18 protein-coding genes are annotated in these 21,424 nt (G+C 73.9%); 4 read left to right on the top strand and 14 right to left on the bottom strand.

The annotated features are described in order from the left end of the window. Positions 1 to 155 precede the first annotated feature (155 nt). From ACGFZP_RS32180 to deoC, 5 genes are all read right to left on the bottom strand, one after another. A complete protein-coding gene (locus ACGFZP_RS32180; protein ID WP_392939711.1) occupies positions 156 to 806 on the bottom strand; it encodes an ATP-binding protein in 651 nt (216 codons plus the stop codon). Positions 807 to 869: 63 nt separating this feature from the next. Next, the gene (locus ACGFZP_RS32175) at positions 870 to 1,286 is read right to left on the bottom strand and encodes a hypothetical protein (protein WP_392939710.1); all 417 of its coding nucleotides are present in this window, start codon (positions 1,284 to 1,286) and stop codon (positions 870 to 872) included. 304 nt (positions 1,287 to 1,590) lie between these two features. Further along, positions 1,591 to 2,517 carry an aldehyde dehydrogenase family protein gene (locus tag ACGFZP_RS32170; RefSeq protein WP_392939708.1) on the bottom strand — a complete coding sequence of 309 codons (927 nt, stop codon included), beginning with the start codon at positions 2,515 to 2,517 and terminating at the stop codon, positions 1,591 to 1,593. Then, positions 2,510 to 3,994: an aldehyde dehydrogenase family protein gene (locus ACGFZP_RS32165; protein WP_392939707.1), complete on the bottom strand. Its 1,485-nt coding sequence runs from the start codon at positions 3,992 to 3,994 to the stop codon at positions 2,510 to 2,512. Before ACGFZP_RS32165 ends, ACGFZP_RS32170 begins: the two co-directional genes overlap by 8 nt. Before the next feature lie 5 nt (positions 3,995 to 3,999). Then, positions 4,000 to 4,986 (bottom strand): deoxyribose-phosphate aldolase, encoded by a 987-nt coding sequence (deoC, locus tag ACGFZP_RS32160; RefSeq protein WP_392939705.1) that lies wholly within the window; start codon positions 4,984 to 4,986, stop codon positions 4,000 to 4,002. Between the two features lie 140 nt (positions 4,987 to 5,126). On the opposite strand from deoC, the gene ACGFZP_RS32155 reads away from it, so the two are divergent. Further along, positions 5,127 to 5,804 (top strand): PH domain-containing protein, encoded by a 678-nt coding sequence (locus tag ACGFZP_RS32155; RefSeq protein WP_392939703.1) that lies wholly within the window; start codon positions 5,127 to 5,129, stop codon positions 5,802 to 5,804. Between the two features lie 143 nt (positions 5,805 to 5,947). On the opposite strand, the gene ACGFZP_RS32150 is transcribed toward ACGFZP_RS32155, so the two are convergent. From ACGFZP_RS32150 to ACGFZP_RS32125, 6 genes are all read right to left on the bottom strand, one after another. Further along, complete coding sequence (locus ACGFZP_RS32150) at positions 5,948 to 7,669, bottom strand: phospho-sugar mutase (RefSeq protein ID WP_392939702.1); 1,722 nt, start codon at positions 7,667 to 7,669, stop codon at positions 5,948 to 5,950. Between the two features lie 205 nt (positions 7,670 to 7,874). Continuing rightward, positions 7,875 to 8,696 (bottom strand): purine-nucleoside phosphorylase, encoded by an 822-nt coding sequence (locus ACGFZP_RS32145; protein ID WP_392939700.1) that lies wholly within the window; start codon positions 8,694 to 8,696, stop codon positions 7,875 to 7,877. A gap of 172 nt (positions 8,697 to 8,868) precedes the next feature. Then, a complete protein-coding gene (locus ACGFZP_RS32140) occupies positions 8,869 to 9,966 on the bottom strand; it encodes an NlpC/P60 family protein (RefSeq protein WP_392939698.1) in 1,098 nt (365 codons plus the stop codon). 57 nt (positions 9,967 to 10,023) lie between these two features. Continuing rightward, the gene (locus ACGFZP_RS32135; RefSeq protein WP_392939696.1) at positions 10,024 to 10,506 is read right to left on the bottom strand and encodes a poly-gamma-glutamate biosynthesis protein PgsC/CapC; all 483 of its coding nucleotides are present in this window, start codon (positions 10,504 to 10,506) and stop codon (positions 10,024 to 10,026) included. Then, positions 10,503 to 11,930 carry a poly-gamma-glutamate synthase PgsB gene (gene pgsB / locus ACGFZP_RS32130; protein WP_392939694.1) on the bottom strand — a complete coding sequence of 476 codons (1,428 nt, stop codon included), beginning with the start codon at positions 11,928 to 11,930 and terminating at the stop codon, positions 10,503 to 10,505. Before pgsB ends, ACGFZP_RS32135 begins: the two co-directional genes overlap by 4 nt. 17 nt (positions 11,931 to 11,947) lie before the next feature. Continuing rightward, positions 11,948 to 14,161 (bottom strand): HAMP domain-containing protein, encoded by a 2,214-nt coding sequence (locus tag ACGFZP_RS32125; RefSeq protein WP_392939693.1) that lies wholly within the window; start codon positions 14,159 to 14,161, stop codon positions 11,948 to 11,950. Between the two features lie 196 nt (positions 14,162 to 14,357). Between ACGFZP_RS32125 and ACGFZP_RS32120 the strand changes: the two genes are divergently transcribed. Further along, positions 14,358 to 15,350 carry a hypothetical protein gene (locus tag ACGFZP_RS32120; protein ID WP_392939691.1) on the top strand — a complete coding sequence of 331 codons (993 nt, stop codon included), beginning with the start codon at positions 14,358 to 14,360 and terminating at the stop codon, positions 15,348 to 15,350. A 7-nt stretch (positions 15,351 to 15,357) separates the two neighbouring features. Here ACGFZP_RS32120 and ACGFZP_RS32115 read toward each other — a convergent pair whose 3' ends face one another. Next, positions 15,358 to 15,795 carry a gamma-glutamylcyclotransferase gene (locus ACGFZP_RS32115; RefSeq protein ID WP_329487974.1) on the bottom strand — a complete coding sequence of 146 codons (438 nt, stop codon included), beginning with the start codon at positions 15,793 to 15,795 and terminating at the stop codon, positions 15,358 to 15,360. Positions 15,796 to 15,894: 99 nt separating this feature from the next. Between ACGFZP_RS32115 and ACGFZP_RS32110 the strand changes: the two genes are divergently transcribed. Continuing rightward, a complete protein-coding gene (locus ACGFZP_RS32110) occupies positions 15,895 to 17,349 on the top strand; it encodes an NAD(P)H-quinone dehydrogenase (protein ID WP_392939689.1) in 1,455 nt (484 codons plus the stop codon). A 236-nt stretch (positions 17,350 to 17,585) separates the two neighbouring features. Beyond that, positions 17,586 to 18,536 (top strand): DeoR/GlpR family DNA-binding transcription regulator, encoded by a 951-nt coding sequence (locus ACGFZP_RS32105; protein WP_392939877.1) that lies wholly within the window; start codon positions 17,586 to 17,588, stop codon positions 18,534 to 18,536. A 110-nt stretch (positions 18,537 to 18,646) separates the two neighbouring features. Here ACGFZP_RS32105 and ACGFZP_RS32100 read toward each other — a convergent pair whose 3' ends face one another. Together ACGFZP_RS32100 and ACGFZP_RS32095 are read right to left on the bottom strand one after the other, a co-directional pair. After that, a complete protein-coding gene (locus ACGFZP_RS32100; protein ID WP_392939688.1) occupies positions 18,647 to 20,422 on the bottom strand; it encodes an acetyl/propionyl/methylcrotonyl-CoA carboxylase subunit alpha in 1,776 nt (591 codons plus the stop codon). A gap of 227 nt (positions 20,423 to 20,649) precedes the next feature. Then, entirely contained in the window at positions 20,650 to 21,408 is a 759-nt protein-coding gene (locus ACGFZP_RS32095) for a hypothetical protein (RefSeq protein WP_392939686.1), read from the bottom strand. Between the last annotated feature and the right edge of the window lie 16 nt (positions 21,409 to 21,424).

Raw genomic sequence — 21,424 nt, 5'->3', positions numbered from 1 at the left:
GGGTAAGGACGGTTGGGGGACTGGCGGCGCCGGCTCGGGGGAGCGGCGCGGTCAGGGAGCCCGGTGACCGTCCGGGAAGGCGGCGGGCCCGGTGCGGGGGAGACGCACCGGGCCCGCCGTTCGTTTTTCCTGGCTACGCGGTGCCGGAGGCGCCGTTACGCGGTGGCCTGGACGGCCGCGAGGGCGCGGTGGTCGGCCGCGGCGCGGATCCGGCGGGCGGCCTCGGCGCCGCCGCAGGGCTGGGCGCCCAGCTCGACCTGGCGGCCGACGATGCCGCGCTCGGCACGCATCAGGCGCCAGCCGCGGCGGATCAGCACGGGCAGCGACTTGCGGCCCTCCCGGACGTCCCGGCGCAGCCGGCGCCAGGCGGTGGTGAGCGGGCGGTTGCGCAGGCACAGGGCGTCGCCCAGCAGGCCCTCGGCGGCGCAGTCGGCGGTGATCTCGGCGGCGAAGATGCCCTCGGCGATGAACGCGGGCGCGCCGGCCAGGTCCAGGACGCGGGTGTCGATCCGCCCGTTGTCCGGGATCGAGTACACCGGGACGTCGGCGCGGCCGGTGTCGTGCAGGCTGCGGATGGCCGCGACGGCCTGCTCGCGGTGCCAGGCGAGCGGGGAGTCCCAGTCGACCGCGCCGTCCGGCAGCAGCGGCAGGGTGGGGTCGTCCCCGTCCTTGTAGAAGTCGTCGAGCTGGAGGACCGGCAGGCCGCTGCGCTCGGCGAGCGAGGACTTCCCCGATCCGGAGGGCCCGGACAGCAGGACCACCCGGGCACGGGCTATCGGCACAGGGTTCAGCGGGGAGTCACTCACGGGACACCAGTCTGACGCATCAGGGCGGGATGCCGAAACCGGTCGTACGCGTGAACCTTTCGCTCAGGTCCGCTGTTGCGCGGCGGGCGCGGCGAGTACGAGGTGGAGCAGCGGCAGGTACCGGCTGTCGACCTGGAGGAAGACCGGCTCCCCCGGGCCCGGGGGCAGGTATGAGGTGGCGGCCCAGTCCTGGTCGTGCCAGGTGTCGGGCTCCGGGTCGTGGAAGGCCCCGCCGGTGGCCAGCTCCGGTTCGACGGCGGCGCCGCGGACGGTGAAGCGTACGGCGGGGGCGCCCGGGGTGATCCGCAGCCGGCCGCCGGCGTAGTGGTCGGCGGGCCAGCCGGGCCGGCGCGAGCGGGCCGAGCAGGGCATCCGGACGGGCTTGCCGGCGGCGAGCCGCCGCCGCGTCCGGGCCACGTGCAGCCGGCGCAGGAAGCCGTCCGCGAACAGGGCCATCAGCTCGCCGGCGATCTCTCCCATGAATCCCCCCAGGTCCTCGGTGTGGCCACAGTCTCCCGGGGCGCGCGGGCGGCCCGGGAGCGCCGAACGGCTTTCGGTGCGGCGACGAAAGTCGACGGCGGCGAAGAGGCGGCCGAAGAGGCGGGGAAGAGACGGCGAAGGGGGCGGGGAGGAGTGGGCGCCCGGGAAAACCGACGGACCCGCGCCAGGGGGGGAGAGGCGCGGGTCCGTCCTATGACCGTCCGGGCCCTGGGGGGGAGAGGGCACTGGGGACGGCCAGTCTGTGGAGTTGTAACGCGGTCACGCGGTACTGCGGAGGGGACGGTCAGATCCCCATCGGGTGCCAGACCGTCTTCGTCTCCAGGAACGAGAGTAGCCGGTCCGTACCGGGCGCATTGGTCCAGTCCTGGGCGAACGGGTCCAGCTCCGGACGGACCACCCTCTTCAGGGTATCCGCGGCAGCGGCTTCCAGCGCAGCCGCCGCGCCGGGACCGTCGGCCGCAATGGCGCCGGTGAGGTCCACCGCGTTGACGTCCTGGTGGGAGGCCAGGGTCGGGGCGATGTCCGCGGTGCGGCCGGAGATGATGTTGACGACGCCGCCGGGGACGTCCGAGGTGGCCAGCACCTCGCCCAGCGACAGGGCCGGCAGCGGGGCGTCGGCGGCCGCCGCGACCACCACGGTGTTGCCGGTGGCGATGGCGGGCGCGATCACCGAGACCAGGCCGAGCAGCGAGTGCCCGTACCCGGCCTGCGGGGCGACGATCCCGACCACGCCGGTCGGCTCCGGGGTGGAGAGGTTGAAGAACGGCCCGGCGACGGGGTTGGCGCCGCCCGCGATCTGGGCGACCTTGTCCGTCCAGCCCGCGTACCAGACCCAGCGGTCGATCGCGGCGTCCACCAGGGCGGCGGCCTTCTTCGGGCCGATGCCCTCGGAGACGGCCACCTCGGCGGTGAACTGCTCGCGCCGGCCCTGCAGCATCTCGGCGACCCGGTACAGCACCTGGCCGCGGTTGTATGCGGTGGTGCCGGCCCAGCCCTTGACGGCCGCGCGGGCGGCCAGCACGGCGTCGCGGGTGTCCTTGCGGGTGCCGAGCGGGGCGTTGGCGAGCCACTCGCGCTTGCCCGCCGCGTCAGCGGCTGATGTCGCCTTGGTCACCTCGTACACCCGCCCGCTCTCGGAGCGGGGGAACTTCCCGCCGACGTACAGCTTGTAGGTCTTGAAGACGTCAAGACGCGTGGTGGTGTCAGACATCGAGGTAGGCCTCCAGACCGTGGCGGCCACCCTCGCGGCCGTAACCCGACTCCTTGTAGCCGCCGAACGGCGAGGTCGGGTCGAACTTGTTGAAGGTGTTGGCCCAGACCACGCCCGCCTTGAGCCGGTTCGCGGTCCACAGGATCCGCGAGCCCTTCTCCGTCCAGATGCCGGCGGAGAGGCCGTACGGGGTGTTGTTGGCCTTGTCGACCGCCTCGGCGGGGGTGCGGAAGGTCAGCACCGACAGGACCGGGCCGAAGATCTCCTCCTGGGCGATCCGGTGGGCCTGGCTGACGCCGGTGAAGATGGTCGGCTTGAACCAGAAGCCGGTGCCGGGCAGCTCGCAGGAGGGCGACCAGCGCTCGGCGCCCTCGGCCTCGCCGGCGTCGGTCAGCGCGGTGATCCGGGCCAGCTGGGCGGCCGAGTTGATGGCGCCGATGTCGGTGTTCTTGTCCAGCGGGTCGCCGACCCGCAGGGTGCCCATCCGGCGCTTGAGGGCGTCCAGCAGCTCGTCCTGGATCGACTCCTGGACCAGCAGGCGGGAGCCCGCGCAGCAGACGTGGCCCTGGTTGAAGAAGATGCCGTTGACGATGCCCTCGACCGCCTGGTCGATCGGCGCGTCGTCGAAGACGATGTTCGCGGCCTTGCCGCCGAGCTCCAGCGAGAGCTTCTTGCGAGTGCCGGCGATCTGCTTGGCGATCGCCCGGCCGACCGGGGTGGAGCCGGTGAAGGCGACCTTGTTGACGTCCGGGTGCGCGGTGAGCGCGGCGCCGGTGCGGCCGTCACCGGTGACGATGTTGACGACGCCCTTCGGCAGACCCGCCTGGCGGCAGATCTCGGCGAAGCGCAGCGCGGTCAGCGGGGTGGTCTCGGCCGGCTTCAGCACCACGGTGTTGCCGGTGGCCAGCGCCGGGGCGATCTTCCACGCCAGCATCAGCAGCGGGAAGTTCCACGGGATGACCTGGCCGGCCACGCCCAGCGGGCGGGGGTTCGCGCCGTAGCCGGCGAAGTCCAGCTTGTCGGCCCAGCCCGCGTAGTAGAAGAAGTGCGCGGCGACCAGCGGCAGGTCGACGTCGCGGGTCTCGCGGATCGGCTTGCCGTTGTCGATCGACTCCAGCACGGCCAGCTCGCGGCTGCGCTCCTGGATGATCCGGGCGATCCGGAACAGGTACTTGGCGCGCTCGCTGCCCGGCAGCGCCGACCAGTCGGTGAAGGCCTTGCGGGCGGCGGCGACGGCGCGGTCGACGTCCTCCTCGGTGCCCTGGGCGAACTCGGCGAGCACCTGCTCGGTGGCCGGGTTGACCGTCTTCAGGGCCTCGCTGCCGGAGGAGTCGACGAACTCGCCGCCGATGAAGTGGCCGTAGGAGGTGGCGATGTCGCCCGCGGCGGCGGGGGACTCGGGGGCGGGGGCGTAGCTGAACAGGCCGCCGCCGGGCTGCACGGGCTCTTCGGTCTTCGCGTTCTTGTTCTTGGCCATGATTCTCAGTCCACCGTCACGTAGTCGGGACCGGAGTACCGTCCGGTGGTCAGCTTCTGACGCTGCATCAGCAGGTCGTTGAGCAGGCTGGAGGCGCCGAAGCGGAACCAGTGCGGGGTCAGCCAGTCGTCGCCGAGGGTCTCGTTGACCATCACCAGGTACTTCATGGCGTCCTTGGTGGTCTTGATGCCACCGGCGGGCTTCACGCCGACCTGGACGCCGGTCTGCGCCTTGAAGTCGCGGACGGCCTCCAGCATCAGCAGGGTGACCGGCGGGGTCGCGTTGACGGCGACCTTGCCGGTGGAGGTCTTGATGAAGTCGGCGCCGGCCAGCATCGCCAGCCAGGAGGCGCGGCGCACGTTGTCGTACGTCTGCAGCTCGCCGGTCTCGAAGATCACCTTGAGGTGGGCGGCGGTGCCGTCGGGGCGCCTGCACGCCTCCTTGACCGCGACGATCTCCTGGAAGACGTCGAGGTAGCGGCCGGAGAGGAAGGCGCCCCGGTCGATCACCATGTCGATCTCGTCGGCGCCCGCGGCGACCGCGTCGGCGGTGTCGGCGAGCTTCACCGGGAGCGCGGCGCGCCCGGCGGGGAAGGCGGTGGCGACGGACGCGACCTGGATGTCGGTGCCCCGCAGTGCCTCCTTGGCGGTGGCGACCATGTCCGGGTAGACACAGATGGCGGCCACCCGCGGAGTGGTCGGGTCGGTCGGGTCGGGGGTCCTGCCCTTGGTGCACAGGCCGCGCACCTTGCCGACCGTGTCCGCGCCCTCCAGCGTGGTCAGGTCGATCATCGAGATGGCCAGGTCGATGGCGTACGCCTTGGCCGCGGTCTTGATCGAGCGGGTGCCGAGAGTGGCGGCGCGAGCCTCCAGGCCGACCTGGTCGACGCCGGGCAGGCCGTGCAGGAAGCGGCGGAGCGAGGCCTCGGACGCCGCAACGTCCTGGAGACCGCTGCCCGCAACGCCGGGGGCATTGGCTGCAAGAGTGGACATAGTCACCAGACCAGCATATCTACGCGCGTAGTCGACCGCTAGGCCCACGGCCTTTCGATGCCGGACCGATATCTCGGCCTCCCACCCGCCCCGCTCGTCACCTCTGTAGATCGTGGGGGGCATGGGGCAGAATCGTCGGCATGACCGAATCCGACGGCAAGCCCCACCAGGGCCCGGCCGCCCCCGATGGTGAGCCCGTGTACGCGGACCGCGTGTACCGCTCCATTCCCGGCGTCATCTCCGGTGTGCTGTTGTTGGCCGTGGCCGGGTGGCTGATCGGGGACGCCGTGCTGAACGGGACGGGCAAGACGCCCTACGTCTCGCTCGCGGCCGTCCCGGTGTTCGCCTTCCCGGTGATCGCCTACACGCTGCGGCCGGCCGTGCTGGCCAACAGCCGGCGGCTGGTGGTGCGCAACCCGCTGCGGACCATCACGGCGCCCTGGGCGGCCGTGGACGCGCTGCGGGCCGGGTACTCGGTCGAGCTGCTGGCGGAGGGCCGGAAGTTCCAGGTGTGGGCGGTGCCGGTGTCGCTGCGCCAGCGCAAGCGGGCCGCCCGGGTCGAGCGGCGCGGCGGCGTCGAGCGGCACGCGTCCCGGCTGGGGACGGCCTTCGCCCGGCCGACGCCGACGGTGGTGGAGGGGGCGCCGGATCCGAACCGGGCCTGGTCCGACCAGGTGGTCGGGGTGCTGCAGGAGCTGGCCGAGCGCAACGCCGCGCGGCCGGACGCGGCCGGGCCGGTGGTCGTGCGGTGGTGCTGGTGGATCATCGCGCCGACGCTGCTCGGGCTGGTCGCGCTGATCGTCGCGATCGCGGTCTGAGCACGGTGGCCAGCGGCTGACCTTCCGGCGGACTGACCGGCGTTCCGCCGGTGCAGAGCCGGCACAGGTACGGAAGCAGAGCAGCGAAGGGGCCCGCCGAGACGGCGGGCCCCTTCGTCGTGCGGGTTGTCGTGGACCGCGGGTCAGGCGTCGATGCCCGCGGCCACGGCCAGGTCGCGCTTGATCGCGGCGAGCAGCTCGGCCGCCCGGGTGCGGGCGTCGGCCAGGTCGGCGGCGGTGGCGACCGGGAGGACGACCTCCAGGTAGCACTTCAGCTTGGGCTCGGTGCCGGACGGGCGGACCACGATCCGGGCCGAGCGGACGGCCTCGCCGGCCAGGTAGTAGCGCAGGCCGTCGGTGGGCGGCAGGTCGGCCGAGCCGGCCGTCAGGTCGTCCGCCTGGGTGACCCGCAGTCCGGCCAGCACGGTCGGCGGCTGGTCGCGCAGGCGCTGCATGGCGTCGGCGATCAGCGAGAGGTCCTGGACCCGGACGGAGAGCTGGTCGGTGGCGTGCAGGCCGTGCTCCAGCGCCAGGTCGTCCAGCAGGTCGGCGAGGGTGCGGCCGGACCGCTTGAGGGTGGCGGCCAGCTCGGCGACCAGCAGGGCGGCGGTGATGCCGTCCTTGTCGCGCACGCCCTGCGGGTCGACGCAGTAGCCGAGCGCCTCCTCGTAGCCGTAGCGCAGGCCGTCGGCGCGGGCGATCCACTTGAAGCCGGTCAGCGTCTCGGCGTAGCCGAGGCCGGCGGCCTCGGCGATCCGGCCCAGCAGGGTGGAGGAGACGATGGTGGTCGCGAAGGTCCCGGAGGCCTTCTTGGCGACCAGCGCCGCGCCGAGCAGCGCGCCCACGTCGTCGCCGCGCAGCATCCGCCAGCCGGTGCCGTCGCCGGAGCCGACCGCGTTGCCGTTGGCCGGGACGGCCACCGCGCAGCGGTCGGCGTCCGGGTCGTTGGCGATGACGATGTCCGGGCCGACCGAGGCGGCGGTGCGGAAGGCGAGGTCCATCGCCCCCGGCTCCTCCGGGTTGGGGAAGGCCACGGTCGGGAAGTCCGGGTCCGGCTCGGCCTGCTCGGCGACCACGGTGGGCGCCGGGAAGCCGGCCCGGCGGAAGGCGGCGACCAGGGTGTCGCGGCCGACGCCGTGCATCGGGGTGTAGACGACGTCCAGGTCGCGCGGGCTGTGCTCGTCCACGATCGAGACGGCGCGGTCGAGGTAGGCCTCGATCACGTCCTCGCCGAGCACCTCCCAGCCGTCGGCGGCGAGCGGGACCTCGGCGAGCGCGCCGACGGCGTCGATCTCGGCGGCGATCCCGGCGTCGGCCGGCGGCACGATCTGCGAGCCGTCGCCCAGGTAGACCTTGTAGCCGTTGTCCTGCGGCGGGTTGTGGCTGGCGGTGACGGTGACGCCGGCGGCCGCGCCGAGGTGGCGGACGGCGAAGGCCAGCACCGGGGTCGGCAGCGGGCGGGGCAGCAGCGCGGCGCGCAGGCCGGCGCCGACCACCACGGCGGCGGTGTCGCGGGCGAAGTCGAACGACTTGTGGCGGGCGTCGTAGCCGATCACCACGAGGTCGCCGAGGTTCTCCTTCTTGACGTACGCGACCAGGCCGGCGGCGGCCCGGATCACCACGGCGCGGTTCATCCGCATCGGGCCCGCGCCCAGCTCGCCGCGCAGGCCGGCGGTGCCGAACTGGAGCCGGTCGGAGAACCGCTCGGCCAGTCGGGACCAGGCGATCTTGCTGTCCGACTCGGGCTCGGGGCCCTCGGCCTCGGCCAGCAGCGCCGCCAGCTCCTCGCGGGTCTGCGGGTCGGGGTCCTCGGCGAGCCAGGCCCGGGCCCGGGCCAGGAGGTCGGTGGTGGTTGCCTGCGTCATGGCTGCAGCTCCATCGGGAAGTGCGTCGGTTGGGTGGCCGGAGGGTTCCGCAAGAAGGGGTGCCCATGCGGACGGGGCCCGCAGGCGCTGTGATCAGCGGATCACAGCAGCCCGCGGACCCCGTCGCTCACGATCGTGCGCCGGGCGGGTCCGACGATTACCGTCGCACGCGCGGGGCGGAAATCGTCGGACACGCCCCGGGTGGTCAGATCCGCTCGAGGACCTTCGCCAGCAGCGCGCCCATGCGCTCGGCGGAGGCCTTGCCGGCCTCCAGCACCTCGGCGTGGTTGAGCGGCTCGCCGGTGATGCCGGCGGCCAGGTTGGTGACCAGCGAGATGCCGAGCACCTCGGAGCCGGCCTCACGGGCGGCGATGGCCTCCAGGGTGGTGGACATGCCGACCAGCTCGCCGCCGATCACCCGGGCCATGTGGACCTCGGCCGGGGTCTCGTAGTGCGGGCCGCGGAACTGCACGTAGACGGCCTCGTCGAGGGTGGAGTCCACCTCGCGGCAGAGGTCGCGCAGGCGCTTGGAGTAGAGGTCCGTCAGGTCGACGAAGTTGGCGCCGACGATCGGGGAGTCCGCGGTCAGGTTGATGTGGTCGCTGATCAGGACCGGCTGGCCGGGGACCCAGCCCTCGCGCAGACCGCCGCAGCCGTTGGTCAGCACGATGATCCCGCAGCCCGCGGCGGCGGCCGTGCGCACGCCGTGGACGACGGTGGCCACGCCGTGGCCCTCGTAGTAGTGGTTGCGGCCCAGGAAGATCAGGGCGCGCTTCTCGCCGATCTTCACCGAGCGGATCGTGCCGGCGTGGCCGGCGACGGCGGGGGCGGGGAAGCCCGGCAGGTCGGTGACGGGGAACTCCGCCACGGTCTCGCCCAGGGCGTCGGCGGCCGGCACCCAGCCGGAGCCCATCACCAGGGCGACGTCGTGGCGCTCGGCACCGGTCAGCTCGCGCAGGCGCGCGGCGGCGGCCTGGGCGGCGGCGTAGGGGTCGGCGGAGACGACCGACTGAGGAGATGCGTTCACACGTCCGAGGATAGACGGGAATCGACTACGCGCGTAGAAAATCCCGGTACGACGTGCCGGATCGTTACCCGGATGGCGTGAATGTACAGCTCCGGGGCCCCTTTCGGGCCGGGTGGCCCGTAGCTGTCTACAGGCCGTACCCGGTTCGGCGGCAGCCCGGCCGCACCCGGCTCTAGAGCCGCTTCGCGCTGCGCAGTCCCTTGGCGTACAGACCGTTGTCGTCCAGCCGGGCGGTGCCGCCCTTGTCGCCGAAGGTCGGGCCGTCCGCCTCCTCGCGGCTGGAGATGTACCGGGGGTGGCCGTCGGTGTCCAGGCCCAGGTAGATGCCGGTGTGGTCCAGCCGGGTGCCGGTGCGGGCGTCGATCTCGAAGAAGACCAGGTCACCGGGTTGCAGCGGATCGATCGAGGCCGGCCGCAGGGTGGTGTCCGAGCCCGGCGCGGTGGTCAGCGGCAGCACCGGGACACCGGGGGCGAGCCGGGCCAGGCCGTTGGCGGTGCGCGGCAGGCCGGGGCCGGCCACGTCCCTGCTGAGCATCGGGTAGCCGGACCGGTAGCCGTAGACCATGCGGACGAAGCCGGAGCAGTCGAAGGCGCCGTAGCGGGTCCGGTCGGGCTGCCTGGTGACCTTGTCGGCGAAGGTGTACGCGGTGCCGAGGTAGTCGACGAAGTCGGTCTGCTCCAGGCGGAGGTCCTGGCCGACGGCGCCGTTGGGGTTGAGCGGGCCGAAGGAGGCGTCGCCCCGGACCCGGACGCCCTTGGCGTCCTGGCCGGCCGGTGCCCCCGCGAGGTACTGCAGGGCGATCGCGAGCACGTCGTCCGCGGTGCTGCCGAGCGACTGCTGGAACCAGCCGCGGAACCAGGCCTCGTTCTCGGCGCCGGCCCTCCAGGGCTGCGGCATCAACCGCACCCAGCTGTCGTTGACCAGCGTGGCCGTGGTGGTGCCCGGCTCGGCGAAGGTGCGGCTCGGGCCGGCCAGGACGGCGGTGCGGGCTCCGTCGGTCAGGGTGGCCAGCACGCCGCCGCGGGCGTCGCGGACCACCGTGCGGTCCGGGCCGGCCAGCCGCTCGTAGCGGTAGCCCGCGGCGGCCCTGTCGACGGCGACCGACGGGGCGGCCGGGCCCGGGACGGCGGCGGCCGCGATCAGCGGGGCGGTGGAGCCCGTGGCGGCCGGCTGGTCGCGGTCCCGCAGCCGGACGGTGAGATAGCCGCTGGTGGCCAGCAGGGCGACGGCGAGGCCGCCGCTGAGCAGGGACTTCCGGGTGACGGGCATGGGGGCTTCCTGCGGGCTCGGGTACGGGTGCGCGAAGGGGCGGGGGCCGCGGGGCGATCAGGTGCCGGGCAGGGCCCCGAGCAGGACGCCCGCGGTGAGCACCACGTAGTTGGCGAGGGTGACGGTGCTGGTGGCCATCAGGGTGGCCGCGCGGGGCTGGCGGACCAGCTGGTAGGCGATCAGGCCGGGCACGATGAAGCCGAGGGTCTGGTTGGCGTACAGGGTCGGCAGCTCGTGCTGGAGCACCAGCATCACGGTGGCCTGGAGCAGCACGCCGATCAGCACCACGGCCGCGAACAGCCGCTTGCCGTAGAGGATCACCAGCTTCTGGACGACCCGGGTGGCGAGGTAGGTCAGCACGGTGACGCCGACCACGATGGCCACCCGCTGGAGGTCCTCGACCAGGGTGAGGGCCAGCCAGCCGGGGGTGATCATGCCGCCGGGGGAGAGGTTGGTGGTCAGGTAGCAGACGAGTGAGAAGACCAGGCCGAGCGCGATGCCGATGGCGGCGATCTCGGGGGTGAGCTCGGTGGGGATCACTGCTGCTCTCCGTACGGGAAGGGGGCGTGCGGGCGGGCGGGGGCCGGGTCGAACCAGGAGCCGGGCAGCGGCTGGGGGACGTAGACGCGCTCGGGGGCGTACGAGAGCTCGGCGTGGCCGGGGTGGTGCCGGCCGGGGTCGGCGTAGCCGGGCCACTCGTACGGGGGCTCGGGGTACGGGAGCCCGGTGAAGGCCTCGTCGGCTGCGGGGACCGGCTCCCCGTCCGGGTCCTCGACCGGCTCCTCGTCCGGGGCCAGCCGGGCCAGCTCCTCCAGGAGGAGTTCGCCCTGCCCGTGGATGTTGCCGATCGCGATCAGCGAGGAGTCCGGGCCGAGCCCGGCCAGCAGCTCCGCGGTCAGCGCGGCCGGGTCGCGCCGGTCGCCGCCGAGGTCGACCACGCGGCCCGCCCAGTCGGCCGGGATGCCGTCCCGGGCGCTCCTGGTCGGGTGGCCGATCAGGAAGACCGTGTCCGGGTCCAGCTCCGGCACGATCTGGCCCATCTGGCCGTTGCGCTCCACCCGGTCCGGCCGGCAGTTGACCACCACGTTGAGCGGGCGGTGGATCGCGCCGAGGCCCTCCAGCTGGCGGACGTTCATCAGGGTGGACTCGGGGTCGTTGGCGGCGAAGACGTTGGCGAAGCGCAGCCGCCCGCCGGCCGGGGTGCGGTAGCGCTCGACGGAGAGCACGCCCGGATCCGGCGGCGCCTGCCACATGCCGCGCAGCGCCGTCTGCCGGTCCACGCCGAGGAGTGCGGCGACGGCCAGGGCGATGGCCACGTTCTCCTTGAAGGTGAACCAGCCGAAGCCGCGCAGCTCCTCGTCGCTGACCGACTCGGGGTCGACCACGATCAGCTCGCAGTCCCGCCTGGCCGCCTCCTCGCGCAGGATGTGCACCCGGTCCTGCTCGGCGGTCACGCAGACGCCGCCGACCGGCATCGAGCGGCAGAGCGAGCGGGCCACGTCGTCCAGGGTCGGGCCCATCTCGGCGAGGTGGTCCTCGCGGACGTTGCAGAGCACGCCGATGGTGGAGCGGATCAGCTTGGTCTGGTTGACCTCCTGCAGCGCCGGCATCACCGCCATGCACTCGATCACCAGGGCGTCCGGGCGGTAGGTGGCGGCCCGGCGGACGATGCCGATCTGCTCCACCACGTTGGCGATGCCGAACTTGCGGTAGACCGGCTCCTCGGTGGCGTCGGGGTGGATGAAGCGGGCCGCGGTACCGGTGGTCTTGGCGACGGTGACCAGGTCGCCGCCGCGCAGCGCGCCCGCACAGAGCCGGGTGATCGAGCTCTTGCCGCGGATGCCGTTGACCAGGACCCGGGTGGGGATCTGCTCCAGGGCGGCGAAGTGCCGGCGCTGCTCGACGACGCCCGCGACCAGCAGGACGGCGCAGCACACCAGCAGCACGACGTAGAGGAAGAGCACGGGGATCCTTCTCGGTCTCAGTGGGTGGCGGTGGCGGTGGGGGCGCGGCGGGCGGCGCGTTCCAGGTCCTGGCGGATCAGCTCCAGGCTGCGGGCGACGGCGCCGACCTCGTCGTGGTGGACGGGGTAGAGCACGGTGCGGCGGTCCCCGGCGGCCAGCGCCTCGGCGCTCGCGGCCAGCCGGCGCAGCGGCAGGCCGACGGCGATGAACAGCCAGCCGAGGCAGAGCACGGCGGCGGCCAGGCCGAGCATGCCCGCCAGCACGGCGCGCCGGTCGGCCCGGTTCTGGTCGAGGTGCAGCCAGGACACCGGCTGGTCGGTGACCACCGACCAGCCCAGCCGGGCGACGGCGCCGTTGCCGCCGAGCGGGGCGGCCGCCAGTACGGCCGGGTCGCCGCCGGCGCGGACCACGTCGGCGGCGGGCTCCTTCCCGGCCTTGGCCAGGACGGCCGAGGCCCGGCCGTCGGGGAGTTCGCCGAAGGAGCTGTAGCCCTCGTTGGCGGCGAGGACGCGGTGCCGGTCGTCCAGCAGCCAGACCCGGCCGAGGCCGGGCCGGGTGAGCAGGGCGGGGAGGAAGTCCGTCCGGAGCTCGCCGACCACCACCGGCCCCGCGGCCTCCGGTGCGCCGCCCTCGGCCGGCTCGGCGGGGGCCGCGGTGAGGGCCGCGCGGGCGGCGATCCGGGGCTCCTTGCCGGAGGTGTTGAGCAGCAGGACGCCGCTCGGGCCGAGCGCCGGCCGGCCGGTGCGGTGCGGCGGCTCACCGGCCCGGGCGAGCACCTCGCCGTCGGCGCCGAGCACGTAGAGCGCGCGGTAGCGGTCGTGTTCGGCGAGGGTGGCGCGCAGCACGGTCTCGGCCTGGCCGACGGAGGCCCGGGCGAGGGCCGGCGCGATCGACCGCAGATCGGCGTAGCCCTCGTTGAGCGCCTGGCGGACCCGGTCGGCGGCGGTGTCGGTGCGGTCCCGCTGGGCGGCGACCACCTGGTTCGGGACGAGGACCTCGCCGTCGGTGCCGCCCAGGAACAGCAGCGGGCCCGACCAGCCGAGGACGACGGCGGCGCTCAGCGCCAGCGGCAGCGCGGTGCCGGGGCGCCGGCGGCGCGGGGCGGGCGCGGTGGCCGGCCGGGCCGGGTCGAGCAGTTGGCGGCGCAGCTCCTCCAGGGCGCGGGTGATCCGCCCGGCCTCGCCGCGCCGGGGCCCGGCGACCGGCTCGTCGAGGCGCTCGCCGCGGGTGAGCCGGCGGGACTCCAGGAACAGCCGCAGCAACGGGCGCTGCAGTGTCCGGGTCAGCAGCCAGGCCAGCAGCAGGGCGACCGCCAGCAGGGCCCCGGCGGAGGCCAGCCCGAGCATGGGGTGGCGCAGGCTGCCCGTCCGGCCGTCGACGGTGCTGGTGGAGACGACGGTCAGGCCGAGCGGGGCGGCGAGGTCGCGGCCGTCGGGGGAGGCCACCGCCGCATAGCCGGCGACCCGCCGGACGCCCTTGTCGTCAGGGCTGCCGGCCAGGCTCCCGGAGGCCGTCTCGCCGGGGGCCGGGCGCTGGTGGGCGGCGTGCTCCCGGGCGGAGTCGACCAGCCGCCGGTCGGGATCGGCGGCCAGCTGGGCGCCGGCGGTGTCCAGGACGGCGCCGGCGGCGTCGAGCACCTGGACGGTCTGCTCCCTGCGGGTGGCGATGCCGGGCAGCCGAAGGTTGTCGGAGGCGACCAGCAGGGCCCGGCCGTCGGTCCTGGTGGAGACGAGGGCGAAGGTGAGCAGCCGGGTGCCGGCGGTGGAGGGCGCCAGCAGCGGCGCGGGCGCGGTGTCGGTGACCTTGCCGAGGTCGAGGCCGGCCAGCGGGACGGTCTCGCCGCGGGCGGCCAGCAGCCGGCCGGTGTCGGGGCGGACGATCACCGTGCCGCGCCACTTCCGGTAGGCCTGGCCGAGCGTGCTCAGCACGGCGGCCGGGTCGGCGGGCGCGCCGTCGTAGTGGGCGGCGGCCCGGCGCAGGTCGGTGGCGCTCTCGTGCAGTCCGGCGCGCAGCGAGGCGGCGGTGTCCTCGGCGGCGTACTGGTGGGACTCGCGCAGGGCCTGCGGGGTGTCGTCGACCCGCAGGCCGCCGACGGCCAGGGCGGTGATCGCGGCGACGGCCAGCAGCAGGATCAGCAGCAGGACGATGGGCGGGCGGATGCCCCCGAGCAGCGGCATGTCGGCCCGGCGGCGATAGCGGTGCTGTCGCGGCGGGGTGGTTGCCGTGCTCACGGGGGGCCTCGTCATCGGATCGGGGGTGGGTGACGTGCCCACCCCCCGCGGGGCCCGCCGTGACCGGCGGTCAAGCCTTGGTCAAACGTGAGAAGCGTACGAAGCGGTTCACTGGAAACCGTCTCGTTCCGGTCTCCAATCGATGACATTTCGATTCCATTGGGTTTGTATCGGGCGCACGGTAGGTTTTCGGGCCATGGAGATACGGGGTTCGCGGCGTGCGGTGGTGCTGCCGGTTGCGGTGCTGCTGGTGCTGGCGGCGCTGGCCGTCGTGCTGACGGTGGCGGCGCGCGGCTCCGCCGGGCCGCCCCGGGCGGCGGGCGGCCCGACCGGCGCCGCGGCGGGCACCCCGACGGGGCCGACCGGCCCCGCGCCGGTGGACCTGGCGGCCCGGGTGGACGGGTACACGGCGGGCTTCGGCCCCGCGACCGGGTACACCGCGCCGGACGCCGTCCAGCGGAGGGCCGTCGCGGACGGTGTGCTGCGGACGGTCGAGGGGCGGCCGCAGGAGGCGGGCCAGGCGCTGGCGCAGGCCGGCTACCGGCTGACCGAGTTCACCGAGGCGGGCAGCGGCCGCCGGGTCGCGGAGATCGCCGACGACCCGGCGGCGGCGCAGGGGCGCGGCTGGGGCCGGGTCTACCTGGACCTCTCGGCGCCGGCCGGCTGGACGGTGCAGGTGCCGCACCCGGTCTCGGACAGCCGGACGGAGCACCTCGGCGTCGAGCTGTTCCGGGCCGCGCCGGGCGGGGTGCTGGTACTCGCCGGGGCGCACCGCAAGGCGGGCGAGGGCGGCTCCTCGGACCCTGCGCACCGCGCCGACACGGTGTTCGCCGCCGTGGTCGAGGCGCTCACCGCGCGCGGGCTGCCCGGGATCCAGGTGCACGGCTTCGACGAGGGCAGCCTGCCGGGCCAGGACGCGGTGGTCTCCAGCGGGACGGGACCGGCCGGGGCGGCCGCCGAGCTGACCGCGGGCGGGCTCGGGCAGGCCGGGTTCGCGGTCTGCCGGGCCTGGCGGGAGAAGTGCGGGCAGCTGGAGGGCACCACCAACGTGGAGGGCCGGTTCGCGGCCGGCCTCGGGGTGCCGTGGCTGCACGTCGAGCTGGGCAACGGGCTGCGCACCGAGCCGGGCCGGCGGGCCGCGGTGGCGGAGGTCCTGGCCGCCACCGCGCGCTCCTGGAGCAGGTCCTAGAAGCGGGTCAGCAGGGCCGGCGGCGCAGGTCCAGCACGTAGTCGTGGGGCGCGCCCGCGCTCTCCGCGGCGTCGGCGACCAGACCGAGGTAGCGGGCGGCGGGCAGACCGCCCTCGTAGTCGTTGAGCACGTACGTCCACACCGGGATGTCGCCGTCCAGGGTGTGCGCGCGCAGCTTGATCTTGCGGTAGATGCCCAGCTGGACGCCCTCCCAGCGGTCCAGGCCCTCCTCGTCCATCGGCGCGACGTCGTAGAGCGAGACGAAGACCTGCTCCTTCTCGTCCTCGACCACGGTGGCCAGCGAGCCCTCCCAGCCCAGCTGCTCCCCGCCGAAGGTGAGCCGCCAGCCGTCCAGCCACCCGGTACCGCGCAGTGGGGAGTGCGGGGCTCGGCGGGTCATCTGCCGTGCATCGAGGTTGGTGGCATACGCGGCGTAAAGGGGCATGGGGTGCAGCCTAGACCGTCCGGCGGACGGCCCAGGGCGGCCGGGGGATTGCACCGGAGCCCCGACCCCGGCGTGGCGGCGCGCTCGGCGTACGGGACAATGGTGCGTGTGACTCGGATCGTGATCATCGGTGGCGGACCCGGCGGCTACGAGGCGGCGCTCGTCGCCGCCCAGCTCGGCGCGGAGGTGACCGTCGTCGACCGCGACGGTCTGGGCGGATCGGCGGTGCTCACGGACTGCGTGCCGTCGAAGACCCTGATCGCGACCGCGGAGGTGATGACCACCTTCGACAGCTCCTACGAGGAGCTCGGCATCATCGTCGCGGACGACACCCCTCCGCTGGAGCAGCAGGCCAGAGTGGTCGGCGTCGACCTCGGCAAGGTCAACCGCCGGGTGAAGCGCCTGGCCATCGCGCAGTCCCACGACATCACCCAGTCGGTCACCCGGGCGGGCGTCACCGTGCTGCGCGGCCGGGGCCGGCTCGGCGCCGACGGCCAGGGCGCGGACGGCTCCCGCGAGGTGCTGGTGGACGCGCCCGACGGCACCGTCCACGCGCTGCGCGCCGACGCGGTGCTGATCGCCACCGGCGCGCACCCGCGCGAGCTGCCGGACGCCCAGCCGGACGGCGAGCGGATCCTGACCTGGACCCAGGTGTACGACCTGGAGGAGCTGCCGCGCGAGCTGATCGTGGTCGGCTCCGGCGTCACCGGTGCGGAGTTCGCCGGCGCCTACCAGGCGCTGGGCTCCAAGGTCACCCTGGTCTCCTCCCGTGACCGGGTGCTCCCGGGCGAGGACCCGGACGCCGCCGAGGTGCTGGAGGAGGTCTTCCGCCGCCGCGGCATGAACGTGATGAGCCGCAGCCGGGCGGAGGGCGCCAAGCGGGTCGGCGACCACGTCGAGGTGACCCTCTCCGACGGCACGGTGATCAAGGGCACGCACTGTCTGATGGCGGTCGGCTCGATCCCGAACACGGCCGGGATGGGACTGGAGGACGCCGGGGTCAAGCTCAACGACTGGGGCCAGATCCAGGTCGACCGGGTGTCCCGCACCAGCGCCCCCGGCGTGTACGCGGCCGGCGACTGCACCGGCGTCTTCATGCTCGCCTCGGTGGCGGCCATGCAGGGCCGGATCGCGATGTACCACGCGCTCGGCGACGCGGTGCAGCCGCTCAACCTGAAGACCGTCGCCTCCAACGTCTTCACCGACCCGGAGATCGCCACCGTCGGCTACACGGCCGCCGACGTGAAGTGCGGCAAGATGGACGCGATCGAGATCAAGCTCCCGCTGCGCGGCAACCCGCGGGCCAAGATGCAGGGCATCAGGGACGGTTTCGTGAAGCTGTTCTGCCGCCCGGGCACCGGCATCGTGGTCGGCGGTGTGGTGGTCGCCCCGCGCGCCAGCGAGCTGATCCACCCGATCGCGCTCGCGGTGGACGCCAATCTGACGGTCGAACAGGTGGCCAGCGCGTTCACCGTCTACCCGTCCGTCTCCGGCTCGACCGCCGAGGCCGCCCGCCAGCTGCACATCCGCAAGCGGGCCGACGGCGAATCCTGAGCATCCGGCGCGAAGTTGAGGGCGGCCGCCGTTCGGTGGCCGCCCTTCGCGCAGGCGGGGGCATCACTCGGACGGCGGGCGCAGTCCCGGGTTGCTGACGGCGCGTATTGTACGGTCACGCGCCGCTCCCGGGTGAGCAATTCCCGCTACTAGCAGCAAACGCCTGAAAGCAGACGGTCACGCGGGTTACCGTCGGTTCTGTGTTTGCTGCAGAACGTCGCCAGTTGATCCTCGAAATGGTGCGCGCCAACGGAGCCGTCTCGCTCCGTGAACTGGCCCGCGTCGTCCAGACCTCCGAAGTGACCGTGCGTCGTGACGTACGGGCGCTGGAGGCAGAAGGGCTCCTCGACCGCCGGCACGGCGGTGCGGTGCTCCCCGGCGGCTTCAGCCGCGAACCCGGCTACCCGCAGAAGACCCACCTCTCCGCGGCCGAGAAGAGCGCCATCGCCGATCTCGCCGCGGGCCTGGTGGAGGAGGGGGATGCCGTGGTGGTCGGTGCCGGCACCACCACCCAGGAGCTGGCCCGCCGGCTGGCCCGGGTGCCCGGGCTGACGGTGGTCACCAACTCGCTGCTGGTCGCCCAGGCGCTGGCGCACGCCAACCGGGTGGAGGTGGTGATGACCGGCGGCACCCTGCGGGGCTCCAACTACGCCCTGGTCGGCAGCGGTGCAGAGCAGTCGCTGCACGGGCTGCGGGTCTCCAAGGCGTTCATCTCCGGCAGTGGGCTGACCGCCGAACGCGGGCTGTCGACCACGAACATGCTCTCCGCGAGCGTGGACCGGGCTCTGGTGCAGTCGGCCGCCGAGGTCATCGTCCTCGCCGACCACACCAAGCTCGGCGCGGACACCATGTTCCAGACCGTCCCGACCGAGACCATCACCCGGCTGGTCACCGACGAGCAGGCCACCGCCGACGATGTGACGGCCCGCGAGCTGGACGCGCTCGCCGACTGCGGGGTGCAGATCGACCTGGCCCCGCTCGGCGCCCCGCCCGGGGACGCCCCGGTGCACGGCACCGGCAGCGGGCCCGTCCACCAGACCCAGCCCGGCCCGCTGGCGCGCCGGGCCGCCCCGCCCCCCGGCGGCGCCCCGCTGCCCGGCCAGCGCCGCCCCGGCACGCACGGCGGCCCGGGCCTCCCGCTGCCGGTCCGGTTGGCGGCGGAGCTGGGCGTCCCGCGCGGGCGCTGAGCGGCGCCGGAAACGGAACCGGTCCGCACACCCGGAGGTGTACGGACCGGTCACGGAGCCCAGCCCCGGAGCACAGCCGCCGAGGCGGCCTCAGGGGCGGTCGGGCGGGGTCAGTCCTTGATCTCGCACAGCGCGGCGCCGCTGCTGACGCTGCCGCCGACCTCGGCCTTCAGGCCGACGATGGTGCCCGCCTTGTGCGCGTTCAGCGGCTGCTCCATCTTCATCGCCTCCAGGACGACGATCAGCTCGCCCTCCGCGACGACCTGGCCCTCCTCGACGGCGACCTTGACGATGGTGCCCTGCATCGGCGAGGCCAGCGTGTCACCGCCGACGGCCGAGCCGGCCTTCTTGGCGCCGACCCGGCGCTTGGCCTTGGCCGCACCGCCGGTGGACGCCGCCGGAGCGGAGGAGACGCCCAGCGAGGACGGCAGCGAGACCTCGATCCGCTTGCCGCCGACCTCGACCACGACGGTCTCCCGGCCCTCGGCCTCCTCGCCCTCGCCGGCCGCACCGGCGAACGCGGGGATGGTGTTCTCGAAGTCGGTCTCGATCCACCGGGTGTAGACCGTGAACGGCTCGTCGCTGCCGTGCACCTCGGGCGCGAACGCCGGGTCGGTGACGACCGCCTGGTGGAACGGGATGGCGGTGGCCATGCCCTCCACCTTGAACTCGGCCAGCGCGCGACGGGCCCGCTGCAGGGCCTGCTTGCGGGTGGTGCCGGTGACGATCAGCTTGGCCAGCAGGGAGTCCCAGGCCGGGCCGATGACCGAGCCGGTCTCCACCCCGGAGTCCAGCCGGACACCCGGGCCGGACGGCGGCGCGAACAGCGTGACGGTGCCGGGCGCGGGCAGGAAGCCGCGGCCCGGGTCCTCGCCGTTGATGCGGAACTCGAAGGAGTGACCGCGCACCTCCGGGTCGCCGTAGCCCAGCTCCTCGCCGTCGGCGATCCGGAACATCTCGCGGACCAGGTCGAGGCCGGTGACCTCCTCGGTGACCGGGTGCTCGACCTGCAGACGGGTGTTGACCTCCAGGAAGGAGATCGTGCCGTCGACGGCCACCAGGAACTCGCAGGTCCCGGCGCCGACGTAGCCGGCCTCCTTCAGGATGGCCTTGGACGCCCGGTACAGCTCGGCGTTCTGCTCGGGGGTGAGGAACGGCGCGGGCGCCTCCTCGACGAGCTTCTGGTGGCGGCGCTGCAGCGAGCAGTCACGGGTGGAGACGACCACCACGTTGCCGTGCTGGTCCGCCAGGCACTGGGTCTCGACGTGCCGCGGGTTGTCCAGGTAGCGCTCGACGAAGCACTCGCCGCGCCCGAAGGCGGCGACCGCCTCGCGCACCGCGGACTCGTACAGCTCCGGGATCTCCTCCAGCGTGCGGGCGACCTTCAGGCCGCGGCCGCCACCGCCGAAGGCCGCCTTGATGGCGACCGGCAGGCCGTGCTCCCGGGCGAAGACGACGACCTCGTCGGCACCCGTGACCGGGTCCGGCGTACCGGCCACCAGCGGGGCGCCGGCGCGCTGCGCCACGTGCCGGGCGGTGACCTTGTCACCGAGGTCGCGGATGGCCTGCGGCGGCGGGCCGATCCAGGTCAGGCCCGCGTCGAGGACTGCCTGGGCGAACTCGGCGTTCTCCGACAGGAAGCCGTAGCCGGGGTGGACGGCGTCGGCACCCGAGTCGGCGGCGGCCTTGAGCACCTTGGCGATGTCCAGGTAACTGGTGCCGGGGGTGTCGCCGCCCAGCGCGTAAGCCTCGTCGGCCGCGCGGACGTGCAGCGCATCCCGGTCCGGCTCGGCATAGACGGCGACGCTGGCGATACCGGCGTCCGAGCAGGCCCGGGCGACGCGGACGGCGATTTCTCCGCGGTTGGCGATGAGCACCTTGCGCACTGTGGCTCCCTTCTTGAACCTCGTCGAGTCTAGGGATTACGGGGTGGTACCGGCGAGTAGCCCCAGTTGGTGAGCTATCCCACACGGTGGATGAAGCGAAAACGCGATCACTTGGGTGTGGAGCGGGACGCTCCACAGGTAGGGACGCTACGCGCCCCTCGTCGAAGCCCGCTTGAGCCGCCCGGACCGCGTGGTGGCCTTCGCCACACGCCGGGCGCCGGAACGGCTCACGCGGCGGCCTCCGCGGGTCGCACGCTCGCCTTGGCGGTGACGTCCGACGCGAGTTCGACCACGTCGGGCCCGTACGCGCCGGGGTTGACGACGCGCAGCATCAGCGCGAAGGTCCGGTCGACGCCGTACCGGCGGGCCAGCCTCCGGTGGTTGGCGACCAGGTAGCGCACGGCGGCGTGGTTGGAGATCGCGCTCTGACCGGAGATCAGGAACACCGGCCGGCCGCCGGGCTCCGCGTGCAGCCTGGCCAGCAGGACGAACGCCTGGCCGGTCCGCGTGTCGCCCCCGTACACGTACCGGAACGTCTCGTCGCCCACGGATATCGCGGCGTCGTCGGGGTCGAAGTCCTCGACGACGCGATCCGGGGTGAAGGACACCCCGGGCAGCCAGGAGGCCAGGTGAGCCGCCGTCCGGTCGTTGCTGACCGGGCCGCCGAGGCAGAACTCCGCCTTGTGGCCCAGCCCCTGGAGCACCTTGTCATGGGGGACCAGCTCGGCCCGCCCGCGGCACTCCCTGACCAGCCCGGAAAGCTCCATCAGCGCGTAGACGTCGTTGCGCTGCACGCTGCTCGGATGGCTGGACGAGGCATGCCGGTTGACGACCAGCAGGCAGTCGCCGCCGTCGGGCAGGCCGAAGAACGCCTGGAGCCGGCCGAGCCGTCGGCGGCGGCGCAGCGTCTGGGCGAGCCAGCCCAGCCCGGCGGCGATGGCGCTCGCGACCAGGCCGAGCAGCACGTTGAGCACGCTGTCGGTCATCGACGTCCCCCCTCCC

The sequence above is a fragment of the Kitasatospora sp. NPDC048239 genome (assembly GCF_043202015.1).
Classification (GTDB): domain Bacteria; phylum Actinomycetota; class Actinomycetes; order Streptomycetales; family Streptomycetaceae; genus Kitasatospora.
Note: the sequence above shows the minus strand (reverse complement) of the source record. Positions and strands in the feature narration are given on the sequence as shown.

Excerpts from the sequence above, each read along its gene's own strand:
- ACGFZP_RS32110 (WP_392939689.1), top strand. The coding sequence starts at position 15,895 with ATGGTGCGTGTGACTCGGATCGTGATCATCGGTGGCGGACCCGGCGGC.
- ACGFZP_RS32150 (WP_392939702.1), bottom strand. The coding sequence starts at position 7,669 with ATGACGCAGGCAACCACCACCGACCTCCTGGCCCGGGCCCGGGCCTGG.
- deoC (WP_392939705.1), bottom strand. The coding sequence starts at position 4,986 with ATGTCCACTCTTGCAGCCAATGCCCCCGGCGTTGCGGGCAGCGGTCTC.
- ACGFZP_RS32175 (WP_392939710.1), bottom strand. The coding sequence starts at position 1,286 with ATGGGAGAGATCGCCGGCGAGCTGATGGCCCTGTTCGCGGACGGCTTC.
- ACGFZP_RS32120 (WP_392939691.1), top strand. The coding sequence starts at position 14,358 with ATGGAGATACGGGGTTCGCGGCGTGCGGTGGTGCTGCCGGTTGCGGTG.
- ACGFZP_RS32115 (WP_329487974.1), bottom strand. The coding sequence starts at position 15,795 with ATGCCCCTTTACGCCGCGTATGCCACCAACCTCGATGCACGGCAGATG.
- ACGFZP_RS32095 (WP_392939686.1), bottom strand. The coding sequence starts at position 21,408 with ATGACCGACAGCGTGCTCAACGTGCTGCTCGGCCTGGTCGCGAGCGCC.
- ACGFZP_RS32165 (WP_392939707.1), bottom strand. The coding sequence starts at position 3,994 with ATGGCCAAGAACAAGAACGCGAAGACCGAAGAGCCCGTGCAGCCCGGC.
- ACGFZP_RS32140 (WP_392939698.1), bottom strand. The coding sequence starts at position 9,966 with ATGCCCGTCACCCGGAAGTCCCTGCTCAGCGGCGGCCTCGCCGTCGCC.
- ACGFZP_RS32105 (WP_392939877.1), top strand. The coding sequence starts at position 17,586 with ATGGTGCGCGCCAACGGAGCCGTCTCGCTCCGTGAACTGGCCCGCGTC.
- ACGFZP_RS32155 (WP_392939703.1), top strand. The coding sequence starts at position 5,127 with ATGACCGAATCCGACGGCAAGCCCCACCAGGGCCCGGCCGCCCCCGAT.
- ACGFZP_RS32170 (WP_392939708.1), bottom strand. The coding sequence starts at position 2,517 with ATGTCTGACACCACCACGCGTCTTGACGTCTTCAAGACCTACAAGCTG.